This window comes from Skermanella stibiiresistens SB22 (genome assembly GCF_000576635.1).
Taxonomy (GTDB): Bacteria; Pseudomonadota; Alphaproteobacteria; order Azospirillales; family Azospirillaceae; genus Skermanella; species Skermanella stibiiresistens.
In genome coordinates this window covers 90,069-116,581 of record NZ_AVFL01000024.1, presented here as the reverse complement: position 1 = coordinate 116,581, position 26,513 = coordinate 90,069, and the positions used below count along the sequence as shown (strand labels likewise).

The 26,513-nt window shown below is 67.1% G+C and carries 19 protein-coding genes; 12 read left to right on the top strand and 7 right to left on the bottom strand.

Features of this window, described 5'->3' with window-relative positions; translation table 11 throughout:
- Positions 1–411 precede the first annotated feature (411 nt).
- Positions 412–1,326: a phytanoyl-CoA dioxygenase family protein gene (locus N825_RS36950; RefSeq protein WP_198038905.1), complete on the top strand. Its 915-nt coding sequence runs from the start codon at positions 412–414 to the stop codon at positions 1,324–1,326.
- A 6-nt stretch (positions 1,327–1,332) separates the two neighbouring features.
- On the opposite strand, the gene N825_RS26105 is transcribed toward N825_RS36950, so the two are convergent.
- The 4 genes from N825_RS26105 to N825_RS26090 form a co-directional block, all read right to left on the bottom strand.
- Complete coding sequence (locus tag N825_RS26105) at positions 1,333–3,618, bottom strand: glycosyltransferase family 2 protein (protein ID WP_051513137.1); 2,286 nt, start codon at positions 3,616–3,618, stop codon at positions 1,333–1,335.
- 96 nt (positions 3,619–3,714) lie between these two features.
- Positions 3,715–3,990 carry a hypothetical protein gene (locus N825_RS26100; RefSeq protein ID WP_037458497.1) on the bottom strand — a complete coding sequence of 92 codons (276 nt, stop codon included), beginning with the start codon at positions 3,988–3,990 and terminating at the stop codon, positions 3,715–3,717.
- Positions 3,991–4,124: 134 nt separating this feature from the next.
- Positions 4,125–4,988 carry a universal stress protein gene (locus tag N825_RS26095; RefSeq protein ID WP_037458496.1) on the bottom strand — a complete coding sequence of 288 codons (864 nt, stop codon included), beginning with the start codon at positions 4,986–4,988 and terminating at the stop codon, positions 4,125–4,127.
- Between the two features lie 160 nt (positions 4,989–5,148).
- Positions 5,149–6,720 carry a bifunctional aminoglycoside phosphotransferase/ATP-binding protein gene (locus N825_RS26090; protein ID WP_051513135.1) on the bottom strand — a complete coding sequence of 524 codons (1,572 nt, stop codon included), beginning with the start codon at positions 6,718–6,720 and terminating at the stop codon, positions 5,149–5,151.
- A 296-nt stretch (positions 6,721–7,016) separates the two neighbouring features.
- On the opposite strand from N825_RS26090, the gene N825_RS26085 reads away from it, so the two are divergent.
- The 7 genes from N825_RS26085 to pqqE all read left to right on the top strand — a co-directional run bounded on the left by N825_RS26085 (position 7,017) and on the right by pqqE (position 14,413).
- Positions 7,017–10,070: a phosphoenolpyruvate carboxylase gene (locus N825_RS26085; RefSeq protein WP_051513133.1), complete on the top strand. Its 3,054-nt coding sequence runs from the start codon at positions 7,017–7,019 to the stop codon at positions 10,068–10,070.
- A gap of 101 nt (positions 10,071–10,171) precedes the next feature.
- Positions 10,172–11,098, top strand: coding sequence for a phosphatase PAP2 family protein (locus N825_RS26080; RefSeq protein WP_051513131.1), 927 nt, complete (start codon positions 10,172–10,174; stop codon positions 11,096–11,098).
- Between the two features lie 139 nt (positions 11,099–11,237).
- Entirely contained in the window at positions 11,238–11,315 is a 78-nt protein-coding gene (gene pqqA / locus N825_RS41045) for a pyrroloquinoline quinone precursor peptide PqqA (RefSeq protein ID WP_084165078.1), read from the top strand.
- A gap of 39 nt (positions 11,316–11,354) precedes the next feature.
- Positions 11,355–12,269: a pyrroloquinoline quinone biosynthesis protein PqqB gene (pqqB, locus tag N825_RS26075; protein ID WP_037458494.1), complete on the top strand. Its 915-nt coding sequence runs from the start codon at positions 11,355–11,357 to the stop codon at positions 12,267–12,269.
- Positions 12,266–13,000, top strand: a complete 735-nt coding sequence (pqqC, locus tag N825_RS26070) for a pyrroloquinoline-quinone synthase PqqC (protein ID WP_037458493.1) — start codon at positions 12,266–12,268, stop codon at positions 12,998–13,000. The genes pqqB and pqqC overlap by 4 nt, the downstream gene beginning before the upstream one ends.
- A gap of 4 nt (positions 13,001–13,004) precedes the next feature.
- Positions 13,005–13,283 carry a pyrroloquinoline quinone biosynthesis peptide chaperone PqqD gene (gene pqqD, locus N825_RS26065; protein WP_037458491.1) on the top strand — a complete coding sequence of 93 codons (279 nt, stop codon included), beginning with the start codon at positions 13,005–13,007 and terminating at the stop codon, positions 13,281–13,283.
- Complete coding sequence (pqqE, locus tag N825_RS26060) at positions 13,280–14,413, top strand: pyrroloquinoline quinone biosynthesis protein PqqE (RefSeq protein WP_037458490.1); 1,134 nt, start codon at positions 13,280–13,282, stop codon at positions 14,411–14,413. Before pqqD ends, pqqE begins: the two co-directional genes overlap by 4 nt.
- A gap of 1 nt (position 14,414) precedes the next feature.
- Here the strand turns inward: pqqE and N825_RS36945 are convergent, their stop codons facing one another.
- Entirely contained in the window at positions 14,415–15,779 is a 1,365-nt protein-coding gene (locus N825_RS36945; RefSeq protein WP_051513129.1) for a hypothetical protein, read from the bottom strand.
- A gap of 131 nt (positions 15,780–15,910) precedes the next feature.
- Positions 15,911–16,120, bottom strand: coding sequence for a hypothetical protein (locus tag N825_RS26050; RefSeq protein WP_037458488.1), 210 nt, complete (start codon positions 16,118–16,120; stop codon positions 15,911–15,913).
- A 269-nt stretch (positions 16,121–16,389) separates the two neighbouring features.
- Here N825_RS26050 and N825_RS40840 point away from each other — a divergent pair, with 269 nt between their 5' ends.
- From N825_RS40840 to N825_RS26035, 3 genes are all read left to right on the top strand, one after another.
- Complete coding sequence (locus N825_RS40840; protein ID WP_051513126.1) at positions 16,390–19,266, top strand: DUF4214 domain-containing protein; 2,877 nt, start codon at positions 16,390–16,392, stop codon at positions 19,264–19,266.
- Positions 19,267–19,345: 79 nt separating this feature from the next.
- On the top strand, positions 19,346–19,633 hold the full coding sequence (locus N825_RS26040; protein WP_063833934.1) for a type II toxin-antitoxin system CcdA family antitoxin: 288 nt from the start codon (positions 19,346–19,348) through the stop codon (positions 19,631–19,633).
- Complete coding sequence (locus N825_RS26035; RefSeq protein WP_037458485.1) at positions 19,633–19,947, top strand: CcdB family protein; 315 nt, start codon at positions 19,633–19,635, stop codon at positions 19,945–19,947. Before N825_RS26040 ends, N825_RS26035 begins: the two co-directional genes overlap by 1 nt.
- A gap of 5 nt (positions 19,948–19,952) precedes the next feature.
- Here N825_RS26035 and N825_RS26030 read toward each other — a convergent pair whose 3' ends face one another.
- Positions 19,953–22,976 (bottom strand): bifunctional [glutamine synthetase] adenylyltransferase/[glutamine synthetase]-adenylyl-L-tyrosine phosphorylase, encoded by a 3,024-nt coding sequence (locus N825_RS26030; RefSeq protein WP_051513124.1) that lies wholly within the window; start codon positions 22,974–22,976, stop codon positions 19,953–19,955.
- A 147-nt stretch (positions 22,977–23,123) separates the two neighbouring features.
- Between N825_RS26030 and N825_RS26025 the strand changes: the two genes are divergently transcribed.
- A complete protein-coding gene (locus N825_RS26025; RefSeq protein WP_198038904.1) occupies positions 23,124–26,396 on the top strand; it encodes a YhdP family protein in 3,273 nt (1,090 codons plus the stop codon).
- Positions 26,397–26,513 lie beyond the last annotated feature (117 nt).

Sequence of the window (26,513 nt, the reverse complement as noted above, 5' to 3'; positions counted from 1 at the left end):
ATGGATTATTGAGATGGAAAATGCCCAGCACAAACAGAAAGAACTGGAAGTCCTTTTTCATTTACCTTTGCGTCATCCTTGGACTTGATCCGAGGATCCATTATGCCTGAGTGCCACCTGGTTGTTATTCAAGGCCCACAAGGCATCAGTATTTTCAACTATCCTGACTTCGCTGGGCAAAGCGCTGGTCCGACGAATGCGATGCTTTGGGATCTGTGTCCATCCTGTAAATCCTCTTTATCTGTGTTGAAAAAAGCGGCGGATGAACATGCTGGTCACGGCAACCACCGACGATGACCAGCCACTCCCCGCTCACGGATTAAAACACTTATCGAGGTGATTTTCGCCGCTCTCCCGTGGAAATATTAGAATAAGCAGTGAATTTTATTCGAATGCCACATGGAGGCTGAGTTGCCGGTTCTGGATGCGGTTCTCAACAAGACGTTGCCCTTCGATGTTCGGTGGCAACTGCTGAAGAAGGCGCCGCGGGTGACGCTGACGATGGAGCAGATCGACACGTTTTGGACGGACGGACATCTGACCATCCCCGACTTCGTCACTCCCGATCAGGTGGACGAGATCGACCGATCCTTTGGGCGGCTTTTCAGCGGGCGCGTCGGCTGGAAGGAAGGCGATCTGTTCGACATGGCCGGGCTTGAGGAGGACGGCAAGATCAAGCTGCCGCAGCTTCTGCACCCCGCCAAATACGCGCCGGAACTGCTGCGCAGCCAGTTCTGGGCCAATGCGGAGGCGGTGGCGCAAACACTGTTGGGGGCGGATGCCAAGTTCTCCTTCGACCACGCCATCAACAAGCCGACCGATCCGGACTCGGCGACGCCCTGGCATCAGGATCAGGCGTTCCACCGCGAAGGCAGCAAGTTGGAGAACATCACGATCTGGTTGCCGCTTCAGGATGTCGACGAGGAAAACGGTTGCCTGACCTTCATTCCCGGAAGCCACAACGGGCCGATCCTGCATCATCGGAACTACAAGGACGACAAGCGGATCGAGTTCCTGGAGGCCGTCGGCGTCGACCTGGACAAGGCCGTCACCGTCCCGCTGCGCCGGGGATCGGTGTCGATCCATCACAGCAGGACACTGCACTACGCCGGTGCCAACCGGTCGCCCAACCCGCGCAAGGTCTACTCGGTCCTGTTCGCGGTGGAGAAGCCCGATCCGGTCGTCGCCAAGGAGTATCCGTGGAACCTGGACAAGCCGACCAACCGGTTCAAGCGCAAGCAGGCCTACGAGGAGCGCTGGGTCAGCCGGGCGCATCGGAAGGTCAAGCAGGCGCTTCGGAACACCCTGCATACCGTGGTTGGATAGCTTTCATCAAATCAGGGGCGGCTGGTGCCAGGGGCGGAGCGCGCGTGGGGTGCCGGCCAGGGCGAAGGCGGTGGCTTCCAGGGAGAGGTTGGGGTTGTAGTAGGGGTCTTGGAGCAGGGTGTCGCCCCAGCGGTCCAGCATGTGCTTGACCTCGGCGGCGAAGCGCGCGTGGTTCTCCGGCGTCATGTCGGAACCGCGCGACGCTGACTCCAGGTGATGGAGTTCGGCGTGGGGTGTCCAGACGATCAGGTGGCCGGCCTCGCGCAGCTTCAGGCAGAGGTCGACATCGTTGAAGGCGATGGCGAGGTTGGTCTCGTCGAAGCCGCCGACGGCTTGGAAGGCGGACTTCGGCATCACCATGCAGGCCGCCGTGACGCAGGACAGGTTCTGAGCCAGTTGGAGCCGGTTGAAATAGCCGTGGTCATGCCGGCCAAGCCCCTTGTGCATGTGACCGGCCACGCCCTGCATGCCCAGGATCACGCCGGCGTGCTGGATCGTGCCGTCGGCGTAGAGCAGCTTGGCGCCCACCGCGCCGACGCCGGGGCGGACGGCGTGGCTGACCATCTCGGTGAGCCAGCCGGGCTCGATCACCTGGATGTCGTTGTTGATCAGGCCGATGATCGATCCGGTGGCCTGGGAGACCGCGAAGTTGTTGAGGGCGGAGAAGTTGAACGGGCCGTCGCGGTGGAGAACGCGGACGGCCGGTTCGGATGCCAGGTCGCGAAAATAGTCGAGCGTGGCCGGTTCGACGCTGCCGTTGTCGACGATCAGGATCTCCAGGTCGGGATAGTCTGTCCGGAGCAGCAAGCCCTCGACGCAGTTGCGCAACAACTCCACCCGGTCGCGGGTCGGCACGATCAGGGAAACCTTGGGGGCGGGATCGGGTAGCGTACGCTTCACCCTGTTGTATCCGGCGGCGTTGATCGTCACCGTCGCCGGCTGGCCCGTGCGGCGCAGGTGTTCCTCGACCGCTCGGCGGCCTGCTTCGGCGGCGCGGCCGCCCTGGCGGGTCGAGAACGAGCCCGATCCGCGGAAGACCCGCCAATGATAGAGCACGTGGGGGATGTGGCGGAGCCGGTCGGAGGCGCTGGCCTCGGCCACGCGCAGCGCCAGATCCCAATCCTGGCTGCCTTCGAAACCGAGCCGGAAACCGCCGACGCGCCGGACCAGCGCCGTGCGGTAGACCCCGAGATGGCTGACCATGTTCTGGGCCAGCAGCAGTTCGGGGTTCCAGCCGGATTTGAAGTGCGGATCGTGGCGCTTGCCCTCGGCGTCCAGCTTATCCTCGTCGCTGTAGATCAGGTCGGCGTCGGGATGCAGTTCGAGTTCCACCGCGACCCTGTACAGCGCGTGGGGTGCCAGCCTGTCGTCGTGGTCGAGCAAGGCCACGAAGGATCCCGTGACGAGATCGAGCGCGGCGTTGCTGGCGGCGGAGATGTTACCGTTGACCGGCAGGGTGGTGATCTTGACGCGCGGGTCGAGCTCCGCGAACTCCGCCAGGATGCTGGCGATCTCCGGATTGGTCGAGGCGTCGTCGGCGACGCAGAGTTCCCAGTCGGGATAGAGTTGGGCCCGGACCGACTCGATGGCGCTCCGCAGCGAGGCGGGATCGGGGTCGTGCACCGGCATCAGCACGGAGATCAGCGGCCGGGCCGGCATGGCGTCGATGTGGGACCGGATCGCGTCGATATCGTCGGCGTTCAAGGTGTCGAACAGGTCGAGCCACGCGCCGTAGCCATCATGCGATGGCGCGTTCAGCCGCTCGGCCATGCGGATCTTGGCGGCGGTCAGTCCGTGGCGGGCAATGTAGCGGATCGCCTGGATCGCCTTGCCGGGATCGCGCAACGCCGCACGCGCCAACACGCGGGCCCGGCTGACCCGGTCGATGCGGAATCCGTGGAGCGTGAACTCTCCGACTTGGTCCATCGGGTCATAGCGCAGCGACGCGACGCGGTCCGGCAGGCGGATCATCTGGTCGAGGGCGCCATCCCTGAGGGATGGCAAGGGATGGCTGATGGTCGGCTGGTCGCCCCCGGCGCAGACTCGGATCGTGCCGCTGGCATAGGGCTTGGCGCCGGTGATCGAGACCCTTACCCTGACCCAGTCGGAGGGCGGCGGACCTTCGAGCGTCCGCACCGCGAAACGGGGGGCGGCGCCGGTCGCGGTGAAACGGCCGCCGCCCTCGTCCCGAAGGTCCTGGATGCGTTCGAGCGTGACGTGGCAGCGGCCGGTGACGCGGTCGACCGCGCGCCGCGCGAGACTTGGGAAGAGGGCGGCGCCGCGCGATGGCATGGTGGGTGCGGTTCCTGGATCCGATGGGAAACAGGCCGCACCCTATCCGGTATTGCTTAATCATTTGGGCATAGGCGCCGACGCCTCGCCATCAACTCAGCAGAGCCTGGCGCCCTGGTCCCGATGGGTGTCCATGAAGTGGCGGAGGACCAGCTTTAGGCGGGTGGCGTGCCGCTTGTCGCCCCGCTCCTCGGCTTGACGGATGTCGTCGAGGATGATGCCCTTGATGCAGGTCTGGCCGTCATCGCGGTGGAGCAGGTAGTTCCCCAACTCCAGGGCGATCATCTCGGGCACGTGCTCGTGTTCCGCTATGGCCTTGATCTCGTTCTCGGTCAATTCACTGAGGGCGATGCAGTCCTCTATGGTGAGCATGTCTTGGAACTCCTCCGGTTGACACCCCTTGTTGGCCAGGGCTTCTCCGTTGTGGTGGTTTCGATTCGCCTTCCCGTCGCGACGTCGTCTCCAAGTTCGACTTTGGGGCTTGGCCTTTGGGCCGGACCCTGGGGTCAGTGGGCCATCAGGATCGGCAGTCCCGGATGGGCCAGGACGTGGCGGGTGACGCCGCCCATGATCAACTCCCGCATCCGGCTGTGGCCGTAGCCTCCCATCACCATCAGGTCGGCGCCCAGCTCGGCGGCGCGCGCCAGCAGGGCCCCGCCCACCGGCTCGCCGGTTGGGGCGATCTTGTCCACCTTGGCCTGGATGCCGTGCCACGCCAGATATTCGGCCAGCTTGCCGGCTTCGTCCGACGAGGTCGCCGAGGTATCCGCCGTGATGATGTGGACGGTGCCCGCCCGGATCAGGAAGGGCATGGCGGCCGCGACCGCGCGGGCGCATTCCGCCCCGCCATTCCAGGCGATGGCGACGGTGCCGCCGATCTTGGCCGGCGGCCGATCCGGCGTCAGCAACAGCGGGCGGGCGGATCCAAGCAGCGTCGCCTCCAGCGTCACCGCGAGGCGGGTGTCGCCGACACCGGCGCTTTGCGGGAAGACGATGAGGTCGGCCAGCCGGGCCTCGTGGGTGACGACGTCCTCGATGGCGCCGGTCAGGGACCGCATCCAGCCGGAAGCCATGCCGGGTCCCGGGGCGGATTGGGTGACGGCGGCCTGCGCGGCGGCGCGCGCGCCTTCGAAATGCTTGCGGGCGAGTTCCGCGTCGGCCGCGAATTCACGCTCGGCCGCCCGCATGATCTCCTCGATCAGCGCGCCGGACAGACCGTCGCCCAGCATCGGGACCGCGTCGCGCGGGTCGCCGCCGACATGCAGCGCCTCCACATGGGCGTCGAAGGTCTTGGCGACGGAGAACCCCATCGCCAGAACGGCGCGATCGCTGTCGCGGCCGACCAGGGGTACGAGGATCTTGCGGATCATTCCAGTCTCTCCCTCATCCGAGGAAACTCTATGGCGAGGAAACCTTATGGTTGACGGAAGACTAAGACTGGCGGAAGGGGTCCACAATGACCCACATCAATCCGGGCGGAGAATCATTCGGCCTCATGGCGTTTTGGAACTTTGATCATTTTACGGGTAATTAATTGGTAATTTTCTCTATTTCATCCATATTGGCCACGAGGTCACCACCCGCCGCCACGCGTGTCCAGGACATCGGGCCGACCTGATAGGCCAGTTGCCGGCGGACGACCGCCGCGTCGGCGTCGGACGCGTCATCCCGGCGGGATGTCACGCGGGCCACCAAGGTATCGGCGTCGGCCTCCAGCCAGACGCCGCGGAAGGGCACGCCAGCGCTCTCGGCCAGTCTTTCCAGCGCCGCCCTCTCCTCCGGCCGGGCGTTGACGGCGTCTACCACGACCGCGTGGCCGGCTCGGATGACGCGTCCGGCGCGGTCGAGCAGGTCGGCGTAGACTTGGTCGGTGACTGTGCCGGCATAGGCGTCGGGCGGCAGCCGTTCGGTCTCCGCCACGCCGAACAGCCGCTTCCGCAGCACGTCGCTGCGCAGGACCACGGCTCCCGGCGCGGGGCCGATCCGGGGCGCCAGGGCCCGCGCCACCGTCGTCTTGCCGGTGCCGGACAGGCCGCCGATGGCGATCAGACGGGGCCCCATGGGGGTGATCGCCGCCACGGCGTGGTCGAGATAGCTACGCGCCGCCGCGTTGGCGGCATCGGGGTCGGGCTCGTTCGCGGCGCCGCTGGCGATCACCTTGGCCCTCACCGCGGCGCGGGCGGACAGGAACAGCGGCAGCAGCGCCAAGCCCTCGTGGTCGTCCGTCAGGTCCAGCGTCCTGTTCAACAGCGTGTTGGCCTGGACCCTCAAGCCGCGATGCTCCAGGTCCATCAGCAGGAACGCCAGATCGTAGAGAACGTCGATGATCGCGATGTCGTCGTTGAACTCGACGCAGTCGAACAGCGTCGGCACGCCGTCGACCAGGCAGATGTTCCGGAGGTGCAGGTCCCCGTGGCAGAAGCGGACGAACCCGCCGTCGCGTCGCCGGTCCAGCAATCCGCCATGGCGGTCCAGCGCGGCGGTGGAGGTTTCGGCCAGGATGGCGACCAGATCCTTCGGGAAGACATCGGGAAAGTGGCGCAGCTCGGCGATGTTGTCGTCGACCACCCAGCGCAATGCCGCGGCCCCGCCCCGGTCGGTGAAGACCTCGGCCGCGCGGTGGAAGTCCTCGATGGTCTCGGCGAGGGCGCGCATCATGTCGGTGGTCAGGGCGTCGCGGTCGGCCAGCTTGTCGAACAGCGTGTCCTGGTCGAGGCGGGACATCACCACCAGCCAGTCCACCACCTGATCGGTGGGTGGGGTTTGGGGAGGCTCCCCGACCGGCCCCAGGGCCAGCGGGCCATCGGGCCGGCGGGTCACCGGCGCCACACCGAGATAGACCGAGGGCGCCGTGCGCCGGTTCAGCCTGACCTCCGCCGCGCAGGCGACGCGGCGGCGCTCGACCGTGCCGTAATCCATGTAGGGGAAGCGCACGGCGCGCTTCAGCTTCCACACCCTGTCGCCCGCCACGAAGACGATGCTGCCATTGGTGTCGATGCGCTGGACCGGAACGCCGCCATGGATGGCCGGGTCGGACAGCAAGGCCACGACCGCGGCCTGATCCTCGGTGTCGATGCCGGTGTCGTCGGGGTGATCGCTCATGGCGGGATCATATCAGGGTGATCGTGCCCGGCGGAAGGTGCCGTGGCCTGAGGACGCTTACAGGTGAAAGCACTTCCCGGAGAGTGGCGGGCATTTCCATAAAACGCGGGCGATAGCCGTTGACAGACCCAGGGGTCCGCAGCATCGTTGCCGCGCCGCGGTACGTGCTGGCGCCAGTCGCTCCGCCGGAAGAAGTTCATACGGAAGGTTCGACGCCCATGCCCCGGCGCCCCTCTGCCACCTCCGCCGTTTCAGGCGCCCCCTCCCGCCCCACCCGATCGACGAAAGCCCGCCGCATGCCTCAGGACGCCCCGGTCACCGCTCTCGCCCCCTCCTATCCTGCTTCCACCGGGGCGGCGGACCTGAAATGGCCGTTGCTGACGGTGGACGCGTGCTTTCCGGCGGAGGACGCGCCGTCGCCCGACTTGGCCGCGCTGACGGCGGAGCTGGGCGAGGCGCTGCGGCGGTTTTCCGCCTCGACCGACGACGATCCGTTCAGCAACCCGGTGCAGCGCGTGGCGCTGGAACTGTCGAGGAAGATCGAGGACGGATCGGTCTCGCACGCGACGCTGGAGCAGCTGATCCAGCATCTGTCGGCGCAGGGCTTCATCGGCCGCGCCGCCCGGCTGTCGCGCTATGTCGGGGAGATGGACCCGGAGGCCAACGCCGCCTCGCTGACCGGGCTGATCCGGGCGCTGGCCATTCCACCGGGCGCCGAGGGTCCCGTGCCGTTCGAGCGGTTCCGCGCGCGGGTGGAGCACGAGCTGTTCGGCATCGTGATGACCGCGCACCCGACCTTCAACCTGTCGGGCGAGCTGATGGAGCTGCTGACGACGCTGGCCTCGGGCCGGGCCGGCGATGGCACTCCCCTGACGGAGTCGACGCGGGCCGAGCTGATCGAGCACATGGCCGGGCTGGTCCACCGCCCCGATCCCGATCTGAGCCTGACGCGCGAGCACGGGTTGTCGCTGATCGCGATCGGCAACGTCCAAGCGGCGCTCCGCCGGCTCTACGGCATCGTCTACGCGGTGGCGGAAGAGGTCTATCCCGACCGCTGGACCGAGCTGACGCCCAAGCTGATCACGGTGGCGAGCTGGGTCGGCTATGACCTGGACGGCCGATCCGACATCAAGTGGACCGACACGCTGCGGAAGCGCCTGATCGTGCAGGTGGCCCAGCTCAAGCACTACCGCGAGGAGGTCCGCGCCGTGCGCGGGCTGGCGGTGGCCGGGGAGGACATCGGCCACACGCTCGACCTGCTGGAGTCGCGGCTGGCGCTGGCGATCAACGAGGTCACCGACGAGATCGGCGTGTTCGCCCAGGATCCCGGCGGGACGGGCGCCCTGCCCCACATCCAGCGGATCGCCCAGCGCATGCATGACGGCATCTCGCTGCGGCTGACCGACAATTCGCAGGCGATCGGGCTGATCGACCGGGTGATCAAGCTGGCGACGGCGGACGGCACGGCGCGCGATCCGGCGATCCGGCGGCTGTGCTCGCTGCGGGCGGAGCTGGCGAATTATGGGCTGGGCATGGCGCACACCCATGTCCGGATCAACGCGACCCAGCTGCACAACGCGATCCGCAAGACCGTCGGGATGGAGACGGCGCCGGACGATCCGCGCTATCGGCAGTCCTACCTGACGTCGCTCAACGAGCTGCTGGACAAGGTCGAGCCGCGGACGATCAATTTCGGCTCGATCATGTCGGAGCGGACCTCGTCCAAGCGGCTGTTCATGATCGTGGCGCAGATGCTGAAATACGCCGACGCCACCACGCCGGTCCGCTTCCTGATCGCCGAGTGCGAATCGGCCTTCACGCCGCTGACGGCGCTGTACTACGCCCGCCTGTTCGGCGTCGCCGACAAGGTCGACATCAGCCCGCTGTTCGAGACGGAGAAGGCGCTGGAACTGGGCAGCCGGGTGATCGACCAGCTGCTGGAGAACCCGCATTACCGGGCCTATGTCCAGGCGCGCGGCCGGCTGTGCATCCAGACCGGCTTCTCCGACGCCGGACGGTATCTGGGCCAGACCCCGGCCTCGGCCTCGATCGAGCGGCTGCGGCTGCGCGTCGCCCGGCTGTTCCCCAAGCACGGCCTGACCGGCGTGCAGCTGGTGATCTTCGACACCCATGGCGAGTCGATCGGCCGGGGCGCCCATCCCGCCGGGTTCGAGGAGCGGCTGGGCTATACCGCCACACCCTATTCGCTGGAGTTCCTGGCCGACAACAAGGTGGACTTCAAGCAGGAGGTCAGCTTCCAGGGCGGCGACGGCTTCCTGTACTTCGTGACGCCCGGCGGGGCCTTCGCGGTGGTCACCCGCATCCTGGAGCACATGCTGGGCGACCGGGGCGACGCCAGGAGCGATCCTTATTACGAGGACCCGGACTACATCACCGAGTTCTTCACCACGGTGAAGGAGTTCCAGGTCTCGCTGGTCAAGAGCCCCGACTACGCCATGCTGCTGGGCGCCTTCGGCACCAACCTGCTGTTCCCGTCGGGCAGCCGCGCGATCAAGCGGCAGCACGACAGCACGGACGACATCGAGCAGGCCTCGGTCAGCCAGATCCGCGCGATCCCGCACAACGCGATCCTCCAGCAACTGGGGCTGCCCGCCAACACGATCAGCGGCGTCGGCGAGGCGATCGGCAAGGACCCGGAGCGGTTCCGCCAGCTCTACGCCCGGTCCAACCGGTTCCGCCAGCTGATCGGCATGGTCGAGTACGGCGCCGCGATCGCCTCGCCCGACGCGCTGCGGGCCTATGTCGACACGCTGGACCCCGGTCTGTGGCTGCTGCGCGCCGCCAAGACTCGGGACAAGGCGCGGGCGGAGCAGATGCGGCTGCTGGCGCGCTACCTGGAGGACAGCCCGCTGCACGCCCGCCAGACCAAGGTGGGGCGGAAGCTGTTCGCCGATTTCTGCATCCTGCGCGACGGGCTGGCCCTGGTCGGGTCCGACCGGACCGGCTGCGGCGCGCTGGTGAGCCCGGAGGCGAGGGAGCAATTGGGCATCCTGCACGCGGTCCGGATCGCGCTGATCCACGAGATCTTCCTGCTGGCGACGCACATCCCGCAGTTCAGCAGCCAGCACAACACGACCCACGCCCGGCTGCTGATGCGGGTGCTCCACCTGGACATCCCGACGGCGGTCAGCCAGCTGGAACGCATATTCCCGGCCACCACCGACGACGCGGTGACGGGGGATTTCGGCGAGCGGGCGACCTATGCCAGCGACGAGAGCCAGAACTATCAGCGCGAGAACGAGGACATCTTCAAGCCGATGACCGGCCTGTACGAGCTGATGCGCCGGGTCAGCGTCGGCGTCGTCCACCGGATCGGCTTCTTCGGCTGAGGAGGGCGAGGCAACAACGGCGGCCGATCGGCGTTCTGTCCGTCATCGGAAAGGTACACCCGTTTTAGACCGCGCGCCTTTGGAGACCCGTCATTTCCACGATGAACCTGCTGCTGGCCATCGCGATCCTGATCGCGGCGTTGGCCGTCCTCCATTGGCTGGCGCGCGGGCTGGTCGCCCTGATCGGGATGGCGGCCAGACGCCTCCACGGTCCGGTGCGGGTGTCGCGGCACTGGGTCCGCGACCGGCCGGTGGTGGCCTTGTTGGACAGCCGGTTCCCGCGCGCCTCGCGTTTCGTCAAGGCGCGGCTGGACAGCAAGGTCTTCACTGGGTTGCCGCTGACCCTGATGGTGATCTTCGCGATCTACCTGGTGGCGCTGTTCGGTGGGCTGGTCCGGGAGCTTCACGAGGCCGAGGGGCTGGTGGCGCTGGACAACGCGGTGGACCGCTGGTTCGACGCGCACCGGGTGCAGCCGTTCATCGACGCCATGATATGGCTGACGCTGTGGGGCGAGGGACCGACCACGACCATCGTCGGGCTGGTGGCGTCGCTGCTGTGGTGGAGCGGCAAGCGAGGCCATCTGGTGCTGCCGTTCTGGATCTGCGTGCTGGGCGCGCAGCTGACGACCTGGAGCGCCAAATACATCATCGCGCGCGACCGGCCGGCCAATTGGGACCTGATCGAGGCGCACAGCCCGGCCTTTCCCAGCGGGCACGCGACGGCGGCGATCTCCGTCTATGGCTTCATCGCCTATAGTGTGTGGCGGACCATCCAGACGCAGCCGCGCGCCCGCTTCGAGGTGCTGTTCTGGGGCGCCATGGCGATCATGCTGATCGGCTTCAGCCGGATCTATTTGAGCGTCCACTTCCTGAGCGATGTCGCCAGCGGCTATCTGGTCGGCGGCTTCTGGCTGGCGGTCGCGGTGGTCGTGACGGAGTGGCACACGTCGCGGCAAGCCGCGCGTTCGAAGCCCGGCCTGGGCGACCGCCAGGAGCCGGAACCGGGGGACCTGACGCCGTCCGTATGAGGCCTACCCCTTGACCAAAACGGCAGTTAGACCAAAGTACAGCGTTACAGTCTCGCATGGGGCGTTATGATGGCGTCCTTCACCGTCGATAAGGTGTGGCGAGCACTGCTCGTAAATTCAACCTGGAGAGGATCACGCTATGAAGTGGAAGACCCCGCGCATCGTTGAAATCGCCGTCGGCATGGAAATCAACTGCTACGCCTGCGCCGAAATCTAAGCTACCCGCCGCCGCCTGCGGACAAGACTGGATACGGCCGTGAAAATAGTTGTGCTGGGCTCGGCCGCCGGCGGTGGCTACCCTCAATGGAACTGCGCGTGCGACACCTGCCGGCGAGCCCGGTCGGGTGATCCGGCGGCGAAGCCCCGGACGCAATCGTCGCTGGCGATCAGCGCCGACGGTGAGCGCTGGTTCCTTTTGAACGCGTCGCCCGACCTGCGGCAACAGATCCTGAATACCCCGACGCTGTATCCGCGCCATGGCAAGCGTCACAGCCCCATCGCGGGCGTGGTGCTGACCAATGGGGATGTCGACCACATCGCCGGGCTGATAAACCTGCGGGAGAGCCAGCCGCTGTCGCTCTACGCGACATCGCGGATCCACGCGGTCCTGTCGGCCAACAGCATCTTCCAGGTGCTCAATCCCGATCTGGTCCAGCGGCGCACCCTGGGTCTGAACGCCCCGGTCGAGTTGGTCGGGCCGGAAGGCCCGAGCGGCATCACGATCGAGATGTTCGCGGTGCCCGGCAAGGTGGCGCTTTATCTGGAGGACGCCGCCCCGGTGCTGGACGGCGAGACCGAGGATACCGTCGGTCTGCGGATCAGCGCTGGCGACAAGAGTTTCTTTTATATTCCCGGCTGCGCCAAGCTGACACCGGCGCTGGCCGACCGCATCAGGGGCGCGGACCTCCTGCTATTCGACGGAACGCTGTGGCGGGACGACGAGATGATCCGCAACGAGACGGGCACCAAGACGGGCCGTCGCATGGGTCACATGAGCGTGTCCGGTCCGGAAGGATCGCTGGCCGCTTTCGCTCCGCTCGGCATCCGGCGCAAGGTATTCATCCACATCAACAACACCAACCCCATCCTGCTGGATGACAGTCCAGAACGAGCCTCGGTCAACGAGGCCGGCTGGGAAGTGGGGGAAGACGGAATGGAACTATCGCCATGACTGAATTATTGAGCCAGGACCAGCTCGAGGAACGCCTGCGGGCGATCGGCGCCGCGCGGTACCACAGCCTCCATCCCTTTCACCAGCTGCTCCACAACGGCAAGCTCAACTTCGGGCAGGTCCAGGCCTGGGCGCTGAATCGGTATTATTACCAGTGCAACATCCCGATCAAGGACTCGGTCGTGCTATCGCGCCTGACCAGTGTCGAGGACCGCCGCGCCTGGCGCCAGCGGATCATCGACCATGACGGCTCGCAGCCGGGTGAGGGCGGCATCGCGCGCTGGCTGAAGCTGACCGAGGGCTTGGGGCTCGACACCGCCTATGTGGAGAGCTGCGCCGGCCTGCTGCCGGGAACGCGCTTCGCGGTCGAGGCCTATGTCCATTACGTGCGCGACCGCACCGTGCTCGAGGCCGTGGCGTCCTCGCTGACCGAGCTGTTCTCGCCGGGCATCATCCAAAACCGGGTGTCGGGCATGCTGGCGAATTACGACTTCATCAGCAAGGACACGCTGGCCTATTTCAACAACCGCCTGACCGAGGCCCCACGCGACGCCGATTTCGCGCTGGCCTATGTCAAGCGCGAGGCCCGGCGCCCCGACCAGCAGCAGGCCGTCCTGGCGGCGCTGGAGTTCAAATGCGATGTGTTGTGGGCGCAGCTCGACGCGCTGTACCACGCCTATGTCGAACCCGGCCACATCCCGCCGGGCGCCTTCGTGCCCGAGCGGCGCTGAGGCGATGACCGTCATCACCGAGGAAAACGTGCCGCGGCTGCCGCGGCACGTCAAATTCCGGTTCGATCAGGCGCGTGAGGCCTGGGTCGTGCTGGCTCCGGAAAAAGTCTTCATGCCGGATGAGATCGCGGTCGAGATCCTGAAAAGGTGCGACGGCGACACGACATTGAAGGCCATCATCGACGATCTGGCGAAGACCTTCGAGGCCGAGCGCGACACGGTCGCGACCGACGTCGTGGCGATGCTCCAGGATCTCGCCGACAAGGGAATCATCACGACATGAACGCCCTCTCGCCATCTCCCACGATCGAGAAGTCCGGTTCCGCCGCCCCGGCGCCGCCCTTGGCGCTGCTGGCCGAGCTGACCCACCGCTGCCCGCTGCAATGCCCCTACTGCTCCAACCCGGTGGAGCTGGAGCGGTCGGGCGCCGAGCTGGACACGGCGACCTGGAAGCGCGTGCTGGAGGAGGCGGTGGGGCTTGGCGTGCTCCAGGTCCATTTCTCCGGCGGCGAGCCGACCGTGCGGAAGGACTTGGCCGATTTGGTCAAACACGCGGCCAAGCTGGGCTGCTACACCAATCTGATCACCTCGGGCGTGCTGCTGGACCCGGCCCGGCTGAAGGAGCTTTACGACGCCGGGCTTGACCATGTCCAGCTGAGCTTCCAGGACACCGATGTCGAGAGCGCCGAGCGGATCGGCAACCTGGCCGGTGCCCAGAAGCGCAAGATGGAGATCGCACGCCAGATCCGCGAGGCTGGCTTCCCGCTGACCGTCAACGCCGTCGTCCACCGCCATAACCTGAGCCGGCTGGAGGAGATGATCCAGTTGGCGCTCGACCTGGACGCGGAACGGCTGGAGGTCGCGCATGTCCAGTATTACGGCTGGGCGCTGAAGAACCGCGCGTCCCTGCTGCCGACCCGCGAGCAGCTGGACAACGCGACATCCGTGGTCAACGAGGCGCGCGTCCGGCTGAAGGGCCGGCTGATGATCGACTACGTCATCCCGGATTATTACGCCAAGCGGCCGAAGTCCTGCATGGGCGGCTGGGGCCGACAGTTCCTCAACATCTCGCCGGCCGGCAAGGTGCTGCCCTGCCACGCGGCGGAGAGCATCACCGGGCTGGAGTTCGACAGCGTCCGCGACAAGCCGCTGGGGGAGATCTGGCGGAGTTCGCCCGCTTTCCAGGCTTACCGCGGCACCGACTGGATGCCCGAGACCTGCCGGACTTGCGAGCGGAAGGAGATCGACTGGGGCGGCTGCCGCTGCCAAGCCTTCGCCCTGACCGGCAAGGCCGACGCGGTCGACCCGGCTTGCGGCCTGTCGCCGTTCCACGACGAGATCTTCGCGCTGGCCGAACGGGAAGCGGGCGCCGCCCCCCCGCCCTTCATCTACCGGCGCATCGGCGGCGCCTGACTCAGGAGTTGGTCGGGACCGGGCAGCGCCTTCCGGTCCAGGGCGGCGGGGCCGGATCGGTCATGACGCCCTGCGCGCCGACACCGGACAGGACGACTTGGTCATCAGCCACCAGATCGTAGAACTGGGTGTAGCCGCCCTCGAAAACGATGGTGTAGCGGCTGCCCAGCTCCTTGAAGGCCGCGATGGCGCGCTTCTCGGCGCCGCCGAAGGTGCTCCACGAGGTTTGGACGCCGTCTTCCCACTCCAGATAGCCGATGTCGCAGCGGGCACCCCAGCGCCCACGTAGCGGTGCGGGAACCTGCGATGAGCCGGCGACCGCCCGCGCCGCCTCGAACCGCGAACGGGCGTCGGCCAGCCTCGCCAGCGCCGTGGCGCGGTCGATCGGGTTCGGCGTCCAGTCCACCCGGTCGGGCGGGTCGGTATTGGCGCAGCGCACCAGGGTCGGCCCTCCTTCGTGCGGTCCGGTCCGGGTGCTGAAGAACGAGACCTGCCGCAACTGGTCCGGACCAAGCCGGCCGTAGCGCGACTCCGTGGCGCCGTCGAAGACGGTGAGGTCGTTCTCCACGACGCCGTAGAAAGCCGGGCCTCCGGACGCCAGCGCCAAGCGCGAATCGACCATGAAGGCCCGCTCCGGCTGGAACAGGAGATAGTCGGTGGCGCAACCGGCCGCGTCCTTGGCCCATTTGCCGAACAGCGCCGTCGTGTCCGGAACCTCGGCGGAGGTCGGTGCCGCCGCGGCGGGGGGTGGTGGCGTTGGTGCGGGAGGCTCGGTCGGCGTCTCGGCGAACCGCGCCGGCGCCGGGGCGGCCAGACGGGGAGGCTCCATCGGCGCCTCTGGCCCAGGCCGTTCCGGCAGGTTCCAGAGCGCCGCGCCGAAGATGCCGGACACGATCATCCCGGCACCGAGCGCCTTGCCGATGGCGCGCCGGGTTGGTGGCCACATGCGGGGGCGCTTGCCGTCATCGACCCGTCCAGCGGAGATCCTGCGCCGCGCGGCGGCACCCGGATCGTCGATTTCCCGTTCGGAGCCCAGGCGGAAGGACCTGGGGGCGTTCCCGGTATCGTCGTCATCGAGGTCGGACGTCAGCAGCGGATGCCCGTCCGGCAGCGGGATCAGGTCGAGGACGCCGGAATCGTCCGTCGGCTCCGGTTCCGGTGCCTTGAGGTGTTCCCAGATGACCCGCTCGGGTGAGTCGCGGAGCGCCGGATCGATCAATGCCAGGCGGACCCCGTCATAGGGATGCAGCGTCATTAGGGAATAGGCCATCCGCGCGGCGGCGATGTCGTCCGCCATCAGGCAGAGGATCGTCCAGTCACCTTTCTGCAGGATCTCGACCGCGAATTTGAACCCGGCGACATTCATGCCGATCTTCCACCCTCAACCCACCGCGAAACACGGCGCACTCTGTCACACTACCTCTTTCGAAAGCGCGGGTAAAAGTGGCGCGGTGCCGGAGCGGATGGAATTGATGTCGGGGGGCTTGTGGCCCAGATTCATGGCCCCGTGTCACTGAAGGTCTGGAACGCCGCCATCAGGCGCGTCCTGTCCTTTGGCGGCAGCTTCTTCACCAGCGCCTGGGCGCGCTTGACATCGGCCTCGGTCCCGCCGGTCGCCGCCTCCGTCAGGCCCTTGGAGGTCGCGTGATCGGCGCCGAAGACGAACCGGGCGGCCGCGGCCAGCGGGCCGAGCGTGGTGATGGACATGGATGATCTTTCGTTGGAATGCCGCCATGGGCGACGATGGAGCCCCGCGGTCGGCGCCTCCGGAGTCTATGTCACGGCGGCCGCCACCGTCAATGTGGCCCCAAGGGAGTAGCGCCGGGCGTAGCCACGAAGCGAAGCGGCGGCGCGAAGGAAAACCCCCTGCGCCTGACGCCGAAGCGGCGGATTTCCATCCGTTATAAAGGGTTAGAAAACCTTAGATCACGTATATCTATTGGCCTCGTCACACCGGACCTTCGAGGCGAGATCCAATGGCCATCCGCACTGAATTCAAGCTCGGCAACACCTGGGACCAAGGTTTCACGGGCGAGATCTTCCTGACCAACGACGGGACGGAAGCGGTGTCGGACTGGCGGGTGTCGTTCACGGCGCCTTGGGTGATCCAGTCCTCGTGGAACGTCACGACGCAGCCTTCGGCGCCGGGTGTCGTGACCCTCGGTCCGGTCGAGATGAACCATGTCCTGCAACCGGGCGAGAAGATCAACATCGGCTTCACCGCCAGCGGGAAGCCGGTCGAGCCCGTTTTCCTGTCATCCAATCCCGACCCGGAGACCACGACGCCGTTCCTGACCGTGACCGACGCCTTCGCGGTCGAGGGGGATGGCGGCACGACGCCCTTGACCTTCCACCTGACGCTGACCCACGCCTCGACCACGCCGGTGACATTGAATTGGAAGACGGTCGCGGGCGGTGCGACATCCGGGACCGATTACACCGACGCCACCGGGACGGTGACCTTCGCTCCGGGCGAGACCCACGCCACCGTCAAGATCGACGTGACCGGCGACACCAGGACGGAGTTGAACGAGACCTTCCGGCTGGTGCTGTCGTCCCCCGACGGCGCCGTGCCGACCCGGTGGGAGGCGATCGGGACGATCCATGACGACGATGGCCCGTCGCCCGCCAATCCCAACACCATCGCCGATGGGTTCCTGTCGACCCGCGGCAACGAGATCATCGACGCCAGCGGCGCCGCCGTGCGGCTCAGCGCCGTCAACTGGTTCGGCCTGGAATCGCAGCGCGCCTCGCCCGACGGACTGAACTTCCGGAACTGGCAGGAGATGATGAAGCAGATGGTGGATACCGGCTTCAACGCCATCCGCCTGCCCTTCTCGTCGGAACTGCTGGCGGGCAAGACGCCGACCAACATCAATTTCACTTTGAACCCGGATCTGGCCGGGCTGAGCGGACTGCAGATCATCGACAAGATCGTCGATTATGCCGGCCAGATCGGCATGCGGATCATCCTGGACCATCACCGCAGCGCCGCCGGCGATGGGCCGAACGCCAATGGGTTGTGGTACGACGGCCAGTACACCGAGCAGCGCTGGATCGACGACTGGGTCATGCTGGCCCAGCGCTACAAGGGCAACGACAGCGTCGTGGCCGCCGACCTGCACAACGAGCCGCACGGCCCGGCGACCTGGGGCGACGACAACCCGGCGACGGACTGGGAAGCGGCGGCCGAGCGGGCGGGATCCGCGATCCAGCAGGTCAATCCCGACTGGCTGATCATGGTCGAGGGCATCGAGACCTACAAGGGAAGCTGGTACTGGTGGGGTGGCAACCTCCAGGGTGTCGCCGACGATCCGGTCACGCTGCCGATCGCGAACAAGGTGGTCTACTCGCCCCACGACTATCCCAACTCGGTCTACCCCCAGCCATGGTTCCAGGGGAACGACTACGCGTCCAAGCTCCAGGGCGTGTTCGACACCCAGTGGGGCTACATCGCCCGGCAGGGTATCGCCCCGGTCCTGCTGGGGGAGTTCGGCACCAAGCTGGAAGCGTCCGATCCCAAGGACAAGGTCTGGCTGACCAAGATCATGGCGACGCTCAACGGCGACCTCAACAGCGACGGTGCCACGGACGGTGGCATGCCGAGCGCCGGCCTGTCCTGGGCGTGGTGGTCGTGGAACCCCAACTCCGGCGACACCGGCGGCATCCTGGCCGATGACTGGCGCACCGTCCTGCATGACAAGATCGACGCCATCGCGGCGATCCGCGGCACCGCCTTCGCGGCCAACGACGACGGCTCGTTCGACAGCGGCCCGCTGGGATCGGAATTGACCGGCACCGCCGGTGCCGACGTGCTGCGTGGCACAGCTGGCAACGACCTGATCCAAGGCATGGGCGGCAACGACCTGCTGATCGGCGGGGCCGGCAACGACCGCCTTTATGGCGGGGCTGGCGATGACCACCTGGACGGCGGCACCGGCAACGATCTGATCGACGGCGGCGACGGCATCGACACGGCGATCTGGACGGGTGTCCGCCGCGAATACGGCATCTCGCTCAACATGAAGGGCGACAGCACGGTATCCGGCCCGGAGGGCGTCGACACGGTCCGGAACGTCGAGCATCTCGTCTTCGCGGACGGGCGCTACGTCACCGACACCGGCGACACCGCGGCGCAGGTCTATCGCCTCTATGGCGCGGCGCTGGACCGCACCCCCGACCAGGGCGGATTGCTGAACTGGAAGCACGCGGTGGATGCCGGTGCCATGACGCTGGTCCAGGCGGCCAATGGCTTCGTTCTCTCCGAGGAATTCAATGTCCGCTATGGTGAGCTGGACAGCACCGGTTTCGTCAAGCAGCTCTACCGCAACGTGCTCCACCGCGAGGGCGAGGATGGCGGCGTCGCGAATTGGACCAACGCCATCGACCACGGCATGACCCGGGCCGAGGCTCTGGTGGGGTTCTCGGAATCGGTCGAGAACATCCAGCGCACGGCACCCGCCGTGGAGCAGGGCCTGTGGCTGCGCGACGATGACGCCGCGACGGTGGCCCGCCTCTATGACAGCGTGTTCGACCGGCTGCCCGACGCCGGCGGGCTGGTCGCCTGGACGGCCGCCATCAAGGCCGGCATGACCCCGCACGAGGCGGCCAAGGGCTTCATCGACTCACCCGAATTCCTGGCCCGGTTCGGCGCGGTCGAGAATGGCGCCTTCGTCGACCTGCTGTACCAAAACGTGCTGGAGCGCGGTCCGGACGCCAATGGACACGCCAACTGGACCCGCGCGTTGGACGCCGGCTTGACCAGGGCCGACGCGGTGCTGGGCTTCTCCGAATCGACCGAGCATCAGATCCAGCGGGCGCCCTACATCGACGACGGCATCTGGTACGTCTGACGGCGGGCCGGTCAAGCGGCGCTGGTCCCTCCGCATCATGTGAATTACCATACACATGATGCGGTCGAAGGAGGAACCCATGCGACTTGGAACCGGACACGTCTACGATGCCTCGGCTCCGAAGCAGCGGATCAACATGACCCTCAATGAGGATTTGGTCCGCGTCGCCCGCGACTACACGGACAACCTCTCAGATTATGTCGAGAAGCTGTTGGCTTCAGCCATCGAAATGGAGCGGCGGTCGAAGCTGGCGGATCAGGAACATTGGGACAGGGTCTGCGCGTCCTGGACCGAATTTCATGAGAAGCATGGATGCGTGGCCGACGACCATATCGGGGATTACTTGCCAGAAGACCGCGTCCCCTGATGCCGCAATTCGACGTTCATAGAAATCTTGGACGTACCAAGACAGCGACTCCCTACCTGCTGGTGATCCAGCGTGATCGTTACGACAGGACTCCACGTCGTGCGATCGTGCCGCTCGTCCTACGATCGCATGCCGGCCACACGGATCACGACCTTAACCCCTGTTTCACGATCGAAGGCCACGACGTTGTCATTGACCCTCTCGCGATCGTAAGCTTTCCGACCAAGGAACTCGGTCCCTCCATCGACAATCTCGACCAGCACAGCACGCGGATCATTCGCGCGATCGATGAACTGATCGCCTACGGAGAATAAGGGCCTCACGGCAGCGCCGCCGCCGGTTCCTCCACCAGATGGATGAAGTGGCGGTGGGCGCGGGTGGCGATGGCGCGGGCTTGGTTCTCCAGGGCGGCGCTGTCGAAGCCGGGCATCTCGGCGCGGTCCGGGAAGGCGGCGCGGGCAAGCGCTTGGCGCAGGCCCGCCGGCGCCTTGGCGATGTCGAAGCGGCCTTCGGTGGTCAGGCGCAGGAAGCCTTGGATCCGGCGCCAGAGCGACAATGCCTCGCGCAGGTCGGTCGCGATCCCCTCGTCCAGCAGGCCGGCTCCGGCCGCCATCCGCAAAGCCGCCGCCGCGTCGCCGCCGAGGATCTCCGGGTGCTCGGCGGCGTGGCGCAACATCAGGTATTGGGCTATGAACTCCACGTCGATGGTGCCGCCACGGACATATTTGACGTCCCAGATGTCGGTGGTGCCGAACTCCTTGTCGATCCGGGCCCGCATCTCGGCGACATCGCGCAGCAGCTTGTCGGGGTCGCGCGGACGGGTCAGCACCTCGCGCACCGCGGCGTCCAGGCGGCTGGTCAACTCCGCCGGGCCATGGATGACGCGGGCGCGGGTCAGCGCCATGTGCTCCCAGGTCCAGGCGTCGTTCATCTGATAACGCTGGAAGCTCTCCAGGCTGATCGCCAGGGGACCCGACTTGCCGCTGGGACGCAGCCGCATGTCGATGTCGTAGAGGCGGCCCTCGCCGGTCGGCGCCGTCAGGGCGTTGATCATGCGCTGGGTCAGGCGGATGAAATACTCGTTGGGGGCCAGCGGCTTCGGGCCATCCGAGGCGGTCGATCCGGGCGGCGTGTCGTAGACCATGATCAGATCCAGGTCGGACCGCAGGGTCATCTGCCGGCTGCCCAGCTTGCCGAGCGCCAGGATCGCCATGCCGTGGCGATCCTCCGGCGCCGCCCCTTCGGCCTCCGCGAACCGGCCATGGCGGCGGGCGAAATCGTCGGCGACGCGCGGCTCCAGCGCCGCCAAGCCCAGGTCGGCGACATCGGACAGGAATGGCCCGCAGCGTTCGCCGTCCGTGATGTTGCGCAGGATGTGGATGCCGGCCCAGACGATCTGGTCGTTGGTCCAGCGCCGGGCGATGTTCAGCACGTCCTCATAGTCGCGCGCCTGGTGCAGCAGCAGGTCCAGTTGCTCGGACAGGGCCGCGCGCGTGGGTAGGGCGTCGAAGAAGCCGGGCGTCAGCACCGCGTCGAGCCGGTTGGGGTTGCGGCTGAGCACCTCGGCCAGACGGGGAGCCGATCCCATGATCTCGGCCAGCAGGCTCAGCAGGTTGGGGTTGCTGTAGAACATGGAGAACAGCTGGACCCCCGCCGGCAGACGGGCCAGGAACTCGTCGAAGCGGTTGAAGGCGTCGTCGGGGTTGGCGGTGGCGCCCAGCGCCTCCAGCAAGGTCGGCCCCAGCTCCGTCAGCAACTCGCGCGAGCGGGTGCTGCGGGTCGCGCGGTAGCGGCCATGGTGCCACGCCCGCACGGCGGCGGCCACGGCGGCGGGATTGCCAAAGCCCATGGCGCGCAGGGTCTCCAGCGTGTCGGGATCGTCCTCCGTCCCGGTGAACACGAGGTTGCCGGGGCCGGACAGCGGCGGCGCCTCCTCGAACAGGGCGGCGTAGTGGTCCTCGACCCGGTCCAGCGTCTCCAGCAGGTCGACGCGGAAGGGCTCCGCCTCGGCATAGCCCATGAAGGCGGCGAGCGCCGCGACGCCGGCGTCGTCGGTCGGCAGGGTGTGGGTCTGGCGGTCGTCCTTCATCTGGACGCGGTGCTCGACCATTCGGAGAAATTCGTACGATTTGATCAGATCGTCGGCGACCGGACGCTCGATCCGGCCCGACGCCACCAGGGCCAGCAGGCTCTCGACCGTGCCCGAGGTGCGCAGCGTCGGATCGCGGCCGCCGAAGATGAGCTGCTGGGTCTGGGCGAAGAACTCGATCTCGCGGATGCCGCCGCGGCCCAGCTTGACGTTGTGGCCGTTGACCGCCGTGCTCCTGTAGCCGCGGTGCGCGTTGATCTGGCGCTTGATCGAGTGGATGTCCTGGATCGCCGCGAAATCCAGGCTGCGGCGCCAGATGAACGGCACCAGGAAGCGCAGGAAGTTCCGGCCCGCTTCGAGGTCGCCCGCCACCGCGCGGGCCTTGATCATGGCCGCGCGTTCCCAGTTCTGGCCCAGGCTGCCGTAATAGGATTCCGCGGCGGAGACGGAAACCGCCAGCGGCGTCGCCCCCGGATCGGGGCGCAGGCGCAAGTCGGTGCGGAAGACATAGCCGTCCCGCGTGCGTTCCTCCATAATACGGACAAGTTCCCGCGCGAGACGAACGAATGTTCGAGCCATGTTGTCCGGCTGGGTGGTTTGAACGACGTGGTCGTCGTATAGGACGATCAGATCTATATCGCTGGAATAATTGAGCTCGCGCGCACCGAACTTACCCATGGCCAGAACGATCAGACCGCTCCCGACCGAGGGCCGCTCCGGCTCGGGCAGGATCAGCGACCCGCCCGCCGCGGCCTTCGACAGCAGATGGTCGCAGGCGAGGCGGAGCGCGTCCTCGGCGAACCGGCTGAGCGCCAGCGTCACGCGCGCCAGATCCCAGCCACCCGCGATGTCGGCCACGGCGGTCAACAGCGAGACCCGCCGCTTGGCGACACGCAGCCTAGCCATCAGCTTGGCCGTGTCGCGCTCCGCCGCCAGCTCCGTTCGGACCGCCTCCAGCTCGGCGTCGAACGCGGCGTCCCAGCCCAGCGTCAGCATGCGGCGCGCGAAGGCTGGATCGATCACCATCGCCTGGGTCAGGAAGGGCGAATTCCCGAACACCGCCTCCAGCAGCCGACGGCCCGCCGGATCGGTGGCGTACGCCCGGGCGAAGGCGGCGACCTCCGCGTCGGGGCAGCGGGCGGCCTGTTCCTCCCAGCGCTCCAATCCAAGGGCGGCGGCGGCCGGGTCGGCCGGCTTCGGCGTGGTGGCGGGCCTGATGACGGTGGGATCCAAGGGGATTGCTGCGGCGGTCATGGCATCGGCGCTATTCGGGGCACTGTTGGGCGGAAAGGTCCGTCGGTCTGGTGACATGGGAGCGAGACTGCGCGCCGAAGCGCCGCTGGTCAACCGGAACGCCCGTTTTTCAGGCGGATGGTTCGCCGGGCGAATCGGAGCGGCACCGTGATCCGGAAAGCGGGGCGCCTCACCGGGCTCGTCGTGATCGAAGCCATCAGCGCCGTGCTGATCGGGCTGACGGTGCTGGCGGCGCTGTTCCTGTGGCGCCTGTCCCAGGGGCCAATCGAGATCGACTTCCTGACACCCATGATCGAGCAGACGCTGAACGACGCCAAGATGGGAGTGCGGGTCGAGATCGACGATACCGTGCTGAACTGGGGAGGCACCGAAGCCGAAGGTGATGGCGGCCCGGATGGTGGAGGCGCGAACGAGAGGGGCGCGGAAGCCGGCGAGGAGGGGCGCGTCTTCGACTTCCACGCCTTCGAGATCCGCGCCAGGGACGCGCGGGTCTATGGCCCGACCGGTGCGCTGATCGCGGCGGTCCCCGCCTTGGGCATCAGTTTCGACATGCGCGAGCTGGTGCGGGGCCATGTCCAGCCGACCATGCTGACCGTGATCCAGCCGAACTTGCAATTCCAGCGCGGCGAGGACGGTGAGGTCGACGTCGATATCCGCGCCGGCGATCTGGCGGTCGAGCACGGTGAGATCGATATCGCGGAGGAGGTGCTGAAGGCGCTGCAACTTCCGCCCGGCAGCCAGCCCGGCCCCCTGTCCCGGTTGAGGGAGGTCAGGATCGCCGGTGCCCGCCTGACCTTGGACGACCGCCTGCTGGGGCAAGTCTGGCAGGCCCCACGCGCCGACGTGACGCTTCGGCGCGATGCCGCGGGCCTGCGCGGCGGCGCCCGGCTCGACCTGGAGATCGGCAATCGGATCGCCAGGCTGGATACCCGGCTGAGGTTCCGGAGCTCCGATGGAGTCACGGAGGTGACCGGCGGCTTCCGGAACATGGCGCCCGCCGATTTGGCGAACCGGGCGCCCGGGCTCGAATCCCTGGCCGCCTTGGGAATGGTGCTGGACGGTACGGCGGAACTCCGGCTGGACCGGAACTTCATCCCGATGGAGGCGAGGGTCGACGTGTCCGGCGGTGACGGCACCTTGACCCTGCCGGAATTCTACGCCGAACCGCTCAAGCTGAACCACGCGCGCCTGCGTGCCTCGTTCGACAGCCTGAAGCGACGCGTGGTGATCGACCAGTTCACGGCCGATCTGGGCGGCCCGGCCGTGACGCTGACCGCCACCGCCGTGGACCTGGGTGACCGCCGGCTCGACCTGACCGGGACCGTTGGCGCCACCGGCGTGCCGATCGACGATCTGGACCGGCTGTGGCCGCGCGGCCTGGCCGGCAACCCGCGGGGTTGGATCACCGAACACCTCTCGGTGGGAGTGGCCGAACGGGCGATCGCCACCGGCAACGCGGTGATCGATCTGGACGACCTGGAACGCTCGGTCCTGAAGGCGCTCGACAGCGAGATCCACGTCAAGGACGTCCAAGTCCGCTATTTCAAGGAGTTGCCGCCGGTCACCGGGATGGCTGGCGTGGTGCGGATCTCGCCGACCACGCTGACGGTGGACGGCGACGGCGGCAAGCTGCGCGACATGGCGGTGGGCGCGTCCAAGATCGTGATCACCGGACTTGACCAGAAGGACCAGTCGATCGACATCGCCACGCCGCTGTCCGGGCCACTGCGCACGGCGCTGGAGGTCCTGAACTTCAAGCCGCTGGGCTTTCCCGACAAGCTCGGGCTGAAACCATCGGCGGTGGGCGGATCGGCCAGTGCCCAGCTGACCTTCAAGTTTCCGTTGTTCAACCGGCTGACGATCGACGACGTGGTGTTCGGCGCCAAGGGCAAGCTGTCCGACGTGTCGATCAGCGGGCTGCTGCCGCGCCTGCCTGTGACGAAGGCCGACGCCGACCTGACGCTGGACCCCGCGAAGCTGACCATCACCGGCAAGGCGCGGGTCAACGGCATCCCGGCGGAGATCAGCTGGATGGAGAGCTTGTCGTCCAAAGCCGACATCCTGACCCGGATCACGGCCCGTGGCGAGGTCGGCGAGGCCGACCGCGAGCGGCTGGGCTTTCCGACCCAACCCTACCTGACCGGACCGGTCGGGCTGGACGCGGTCTACACCGTGGTCAAGCCCGGCCAAGGCCGGCTGGCGGCCAACCTTGACCTGCGCGACGCCGCGATGTCGGTGGAGCCCCTCGCCTGGATCAAGCGGCCGGGGACGCCGGGCAGCGCCAAGGGCACGCTGGAACTTGCCAAGGGCGACGCCGTCAGGTTGTCGGACATCGCGCTGGACACGGCTGGCCTGAAGGCGACCGGCGCCGTCGAACTGACCCCGGAGGGCTCCGTGCGGGGTGCCACCGTGACCAACCTGTCATTGGGACAGACCAGGTTGAGCGGCAACGCCACCCCCATGCCCTCCGGTGGCTGGAAGCTGAACCTGATGGGACCAAGCCTGGATGCCCAACCCCTCCATGAGAATAAGAAGGGCCCTGGAGCCGGGAGTGGGGTTGGCGGCGCCAAGGAGGAGACCGATCAGACTCCGCTCGAGGTCACCGCCGTCCTGGAACGGGTCATCCTGGGTGAGGGGCGGGTTCTGCGCGGCGTCTCGGCCAACCTCCAGCGCGACCGCCGGGAATGGACCGCGGCCCAGGTCAACGCGCGGGTGGGGGCCAGCGGCTCGCACGTGTCCCTGCAATACGCCCCGGAGGGTGCGGGGCGCCGCTTGGTGCTGGAGACGGGGGACGCCGGGGCCCTACTCCAGGCGCTCGACCTGTTCGACAATATTCGCGGCGGCCGGCTGACCATCGTCGGCAGGACCGATCCCGCCAAGCCCGACAGCCCGCTGGCCGGGCGGATCGAGATGAGCGACTACACCATGGTCAACGCGCCGGTGCTGGCGCGGCTGCTCAACGCCGTGTCACCCGGCGGCTTCGCGGAACTGGTCGGCGGCCAGGGCCTGGGCTTCGCCAAGCTGACTGGCGAGTTCAGCTGGCAGGAACGGCTCAAGCGGGTGAGGTTCGCCAATGTGCGCACCTCGGGGTCGGCCCTGGGTCTGACGATGGAGGGACTGATGGACATCGGGGCCGAAAGGGTCGAGCTTCAGGGGACCATCGTGCCGGTCTATGGCCTGAACCGCCTGTTGGGGGCGATACCCTTGCTGGGTGACCTGCTGACCGGCGGCGAGGGCCAGGGCATCTTCGCGGCCACATACCAGATAGAGGGGCCCCTGAACGACCCCGCAGTCCGCGTCAACCCCTTGGCCGTGCTGGCGCCGGGCTTCCTCCGCAACCTGTTCTTCCTGGACCACGACGCCGCCACCGGAGAGACGGGCAAGAGCCCATGGGTCTACGAATACCCGGAAAGCGACTGAGGGGTATCAGGACGAGAGGGAGTCTTCATCGTTCAACCGTAGGTTGGGTAAAGCGAAGCGGCACCCGACACCAACTCGCCTGCTTTGTCGGGTGCCGCTGCGCTTTAACCGACCTAC

Bases quoted from the DNA above. Each gene is read 5' to 3' on its own strand.
- N825_RS26105 (WP_051513137.1), bottom strand. From the start codon at position 3,618: ATGCCATCGCGCGGCGCCGCCCTCTTCCCAAGTCTCGCGCGGCGCGCG.
- N825_RS26100 (WP_037458497.1), bottom strand. From the start codon at position 3,990: ATGCTCACCATAGAGGACTGCATCGCCCTCAGTGAATTGACCGAGAAC.
- N825_RS26095 (WP_037458496.1), bottom strand. From the start codon at position 4,988: ATGATCCGCAAGATCCTCGTACCCCTGGTCGGCCGCGACAGCGATCGC.
- N825_RS26090 (WP_051513135.1), bottom strand. From the start codon at position 6,720: ATGAGCGATCACCCCGACGACACCGGCATCGACACCGAGGATCAGGCC.
- N825_RS26085 (WP_051513133.1), top strand. From the start codon at position 7,017: ATGCCTCAGGACGCCCCGGTCACCGCTCTCGCCCCCTCCTATCCTGCT.
- N825_RS26080 (WP_051513131.1), top strand. From the start codon at position 10,172: ATGAACCTGCTGCTGGCCATCGCGATCCTGATCGCGGCGTTGGCCGTC.
- pqqA (WP_084165078.1), top strand. From the start codon at position 11,238: ATGAAGTGGAAGACCCCGCGCATCGTTGAAATCGCCGTCGGCATGGAA.
- pqqC (WP_037458493.1), top strand. From the start codon at position 12,266: ATGACTGAATTATTGAGCCAGGACCAGCTCGAGGAACGCCTGCGGGCG.
- pqqD (WP_037458491.1), top strand. From the start codon at position 13,005: ATGACCGTCATCACCGAGGAAAACGTGCCGCGGCTGCCGCGGCACGTC.
- pqqE (WP_037458490.1), top strand. From the start codon at position 13,280: ATGAACGCCCTCTCGCCATCTCCCACGATCGAGAAGTCCGGTTCCGCC.
- N825_RS36945 (WP_051513129.1), bottom strand. From the start codon at position 15,779: ATGAATGTCGCCGGGTTCAAATTCGCGGTCGAGATCCTGCAGAAAGGT.
- N825_RS26050 (WP_037458488.1), bottom strand. From the start codon at position 16,120: ATGTCCATCACCACGCTCGGCCCGCTGGCCGCGGCCGCCCGGTTCGTC.
- N825_RS40840 (WP_051513126.1), top strand. From the start codon at position 16,390: ATGGCCATCCGCACTGAATTCAAGCTCGGCAACACCTGGGACCAAGGT.
- N825_RS26040 (WP_063833934.1), top strand. From the start codon at position 19,346: ATGCGACTTGGAACCGGACACGTCTACGATGCCTCGGCTCCGAAGCAG.
- N825_RS26035 (WP_037458485.1), top strand. From the start codon at position 19,633: ATGCCGCAATTCGACGTTCATAGAAATCTTGGACGTACCAAGACAGCG.
- N825_RS26030 (WP_051513124.1), bottom strand. From the start codon at position 22,976: ATGACCGCCGCAGCAATCCCCTTGGATCCCACCGTCATCAGGCCCGCC.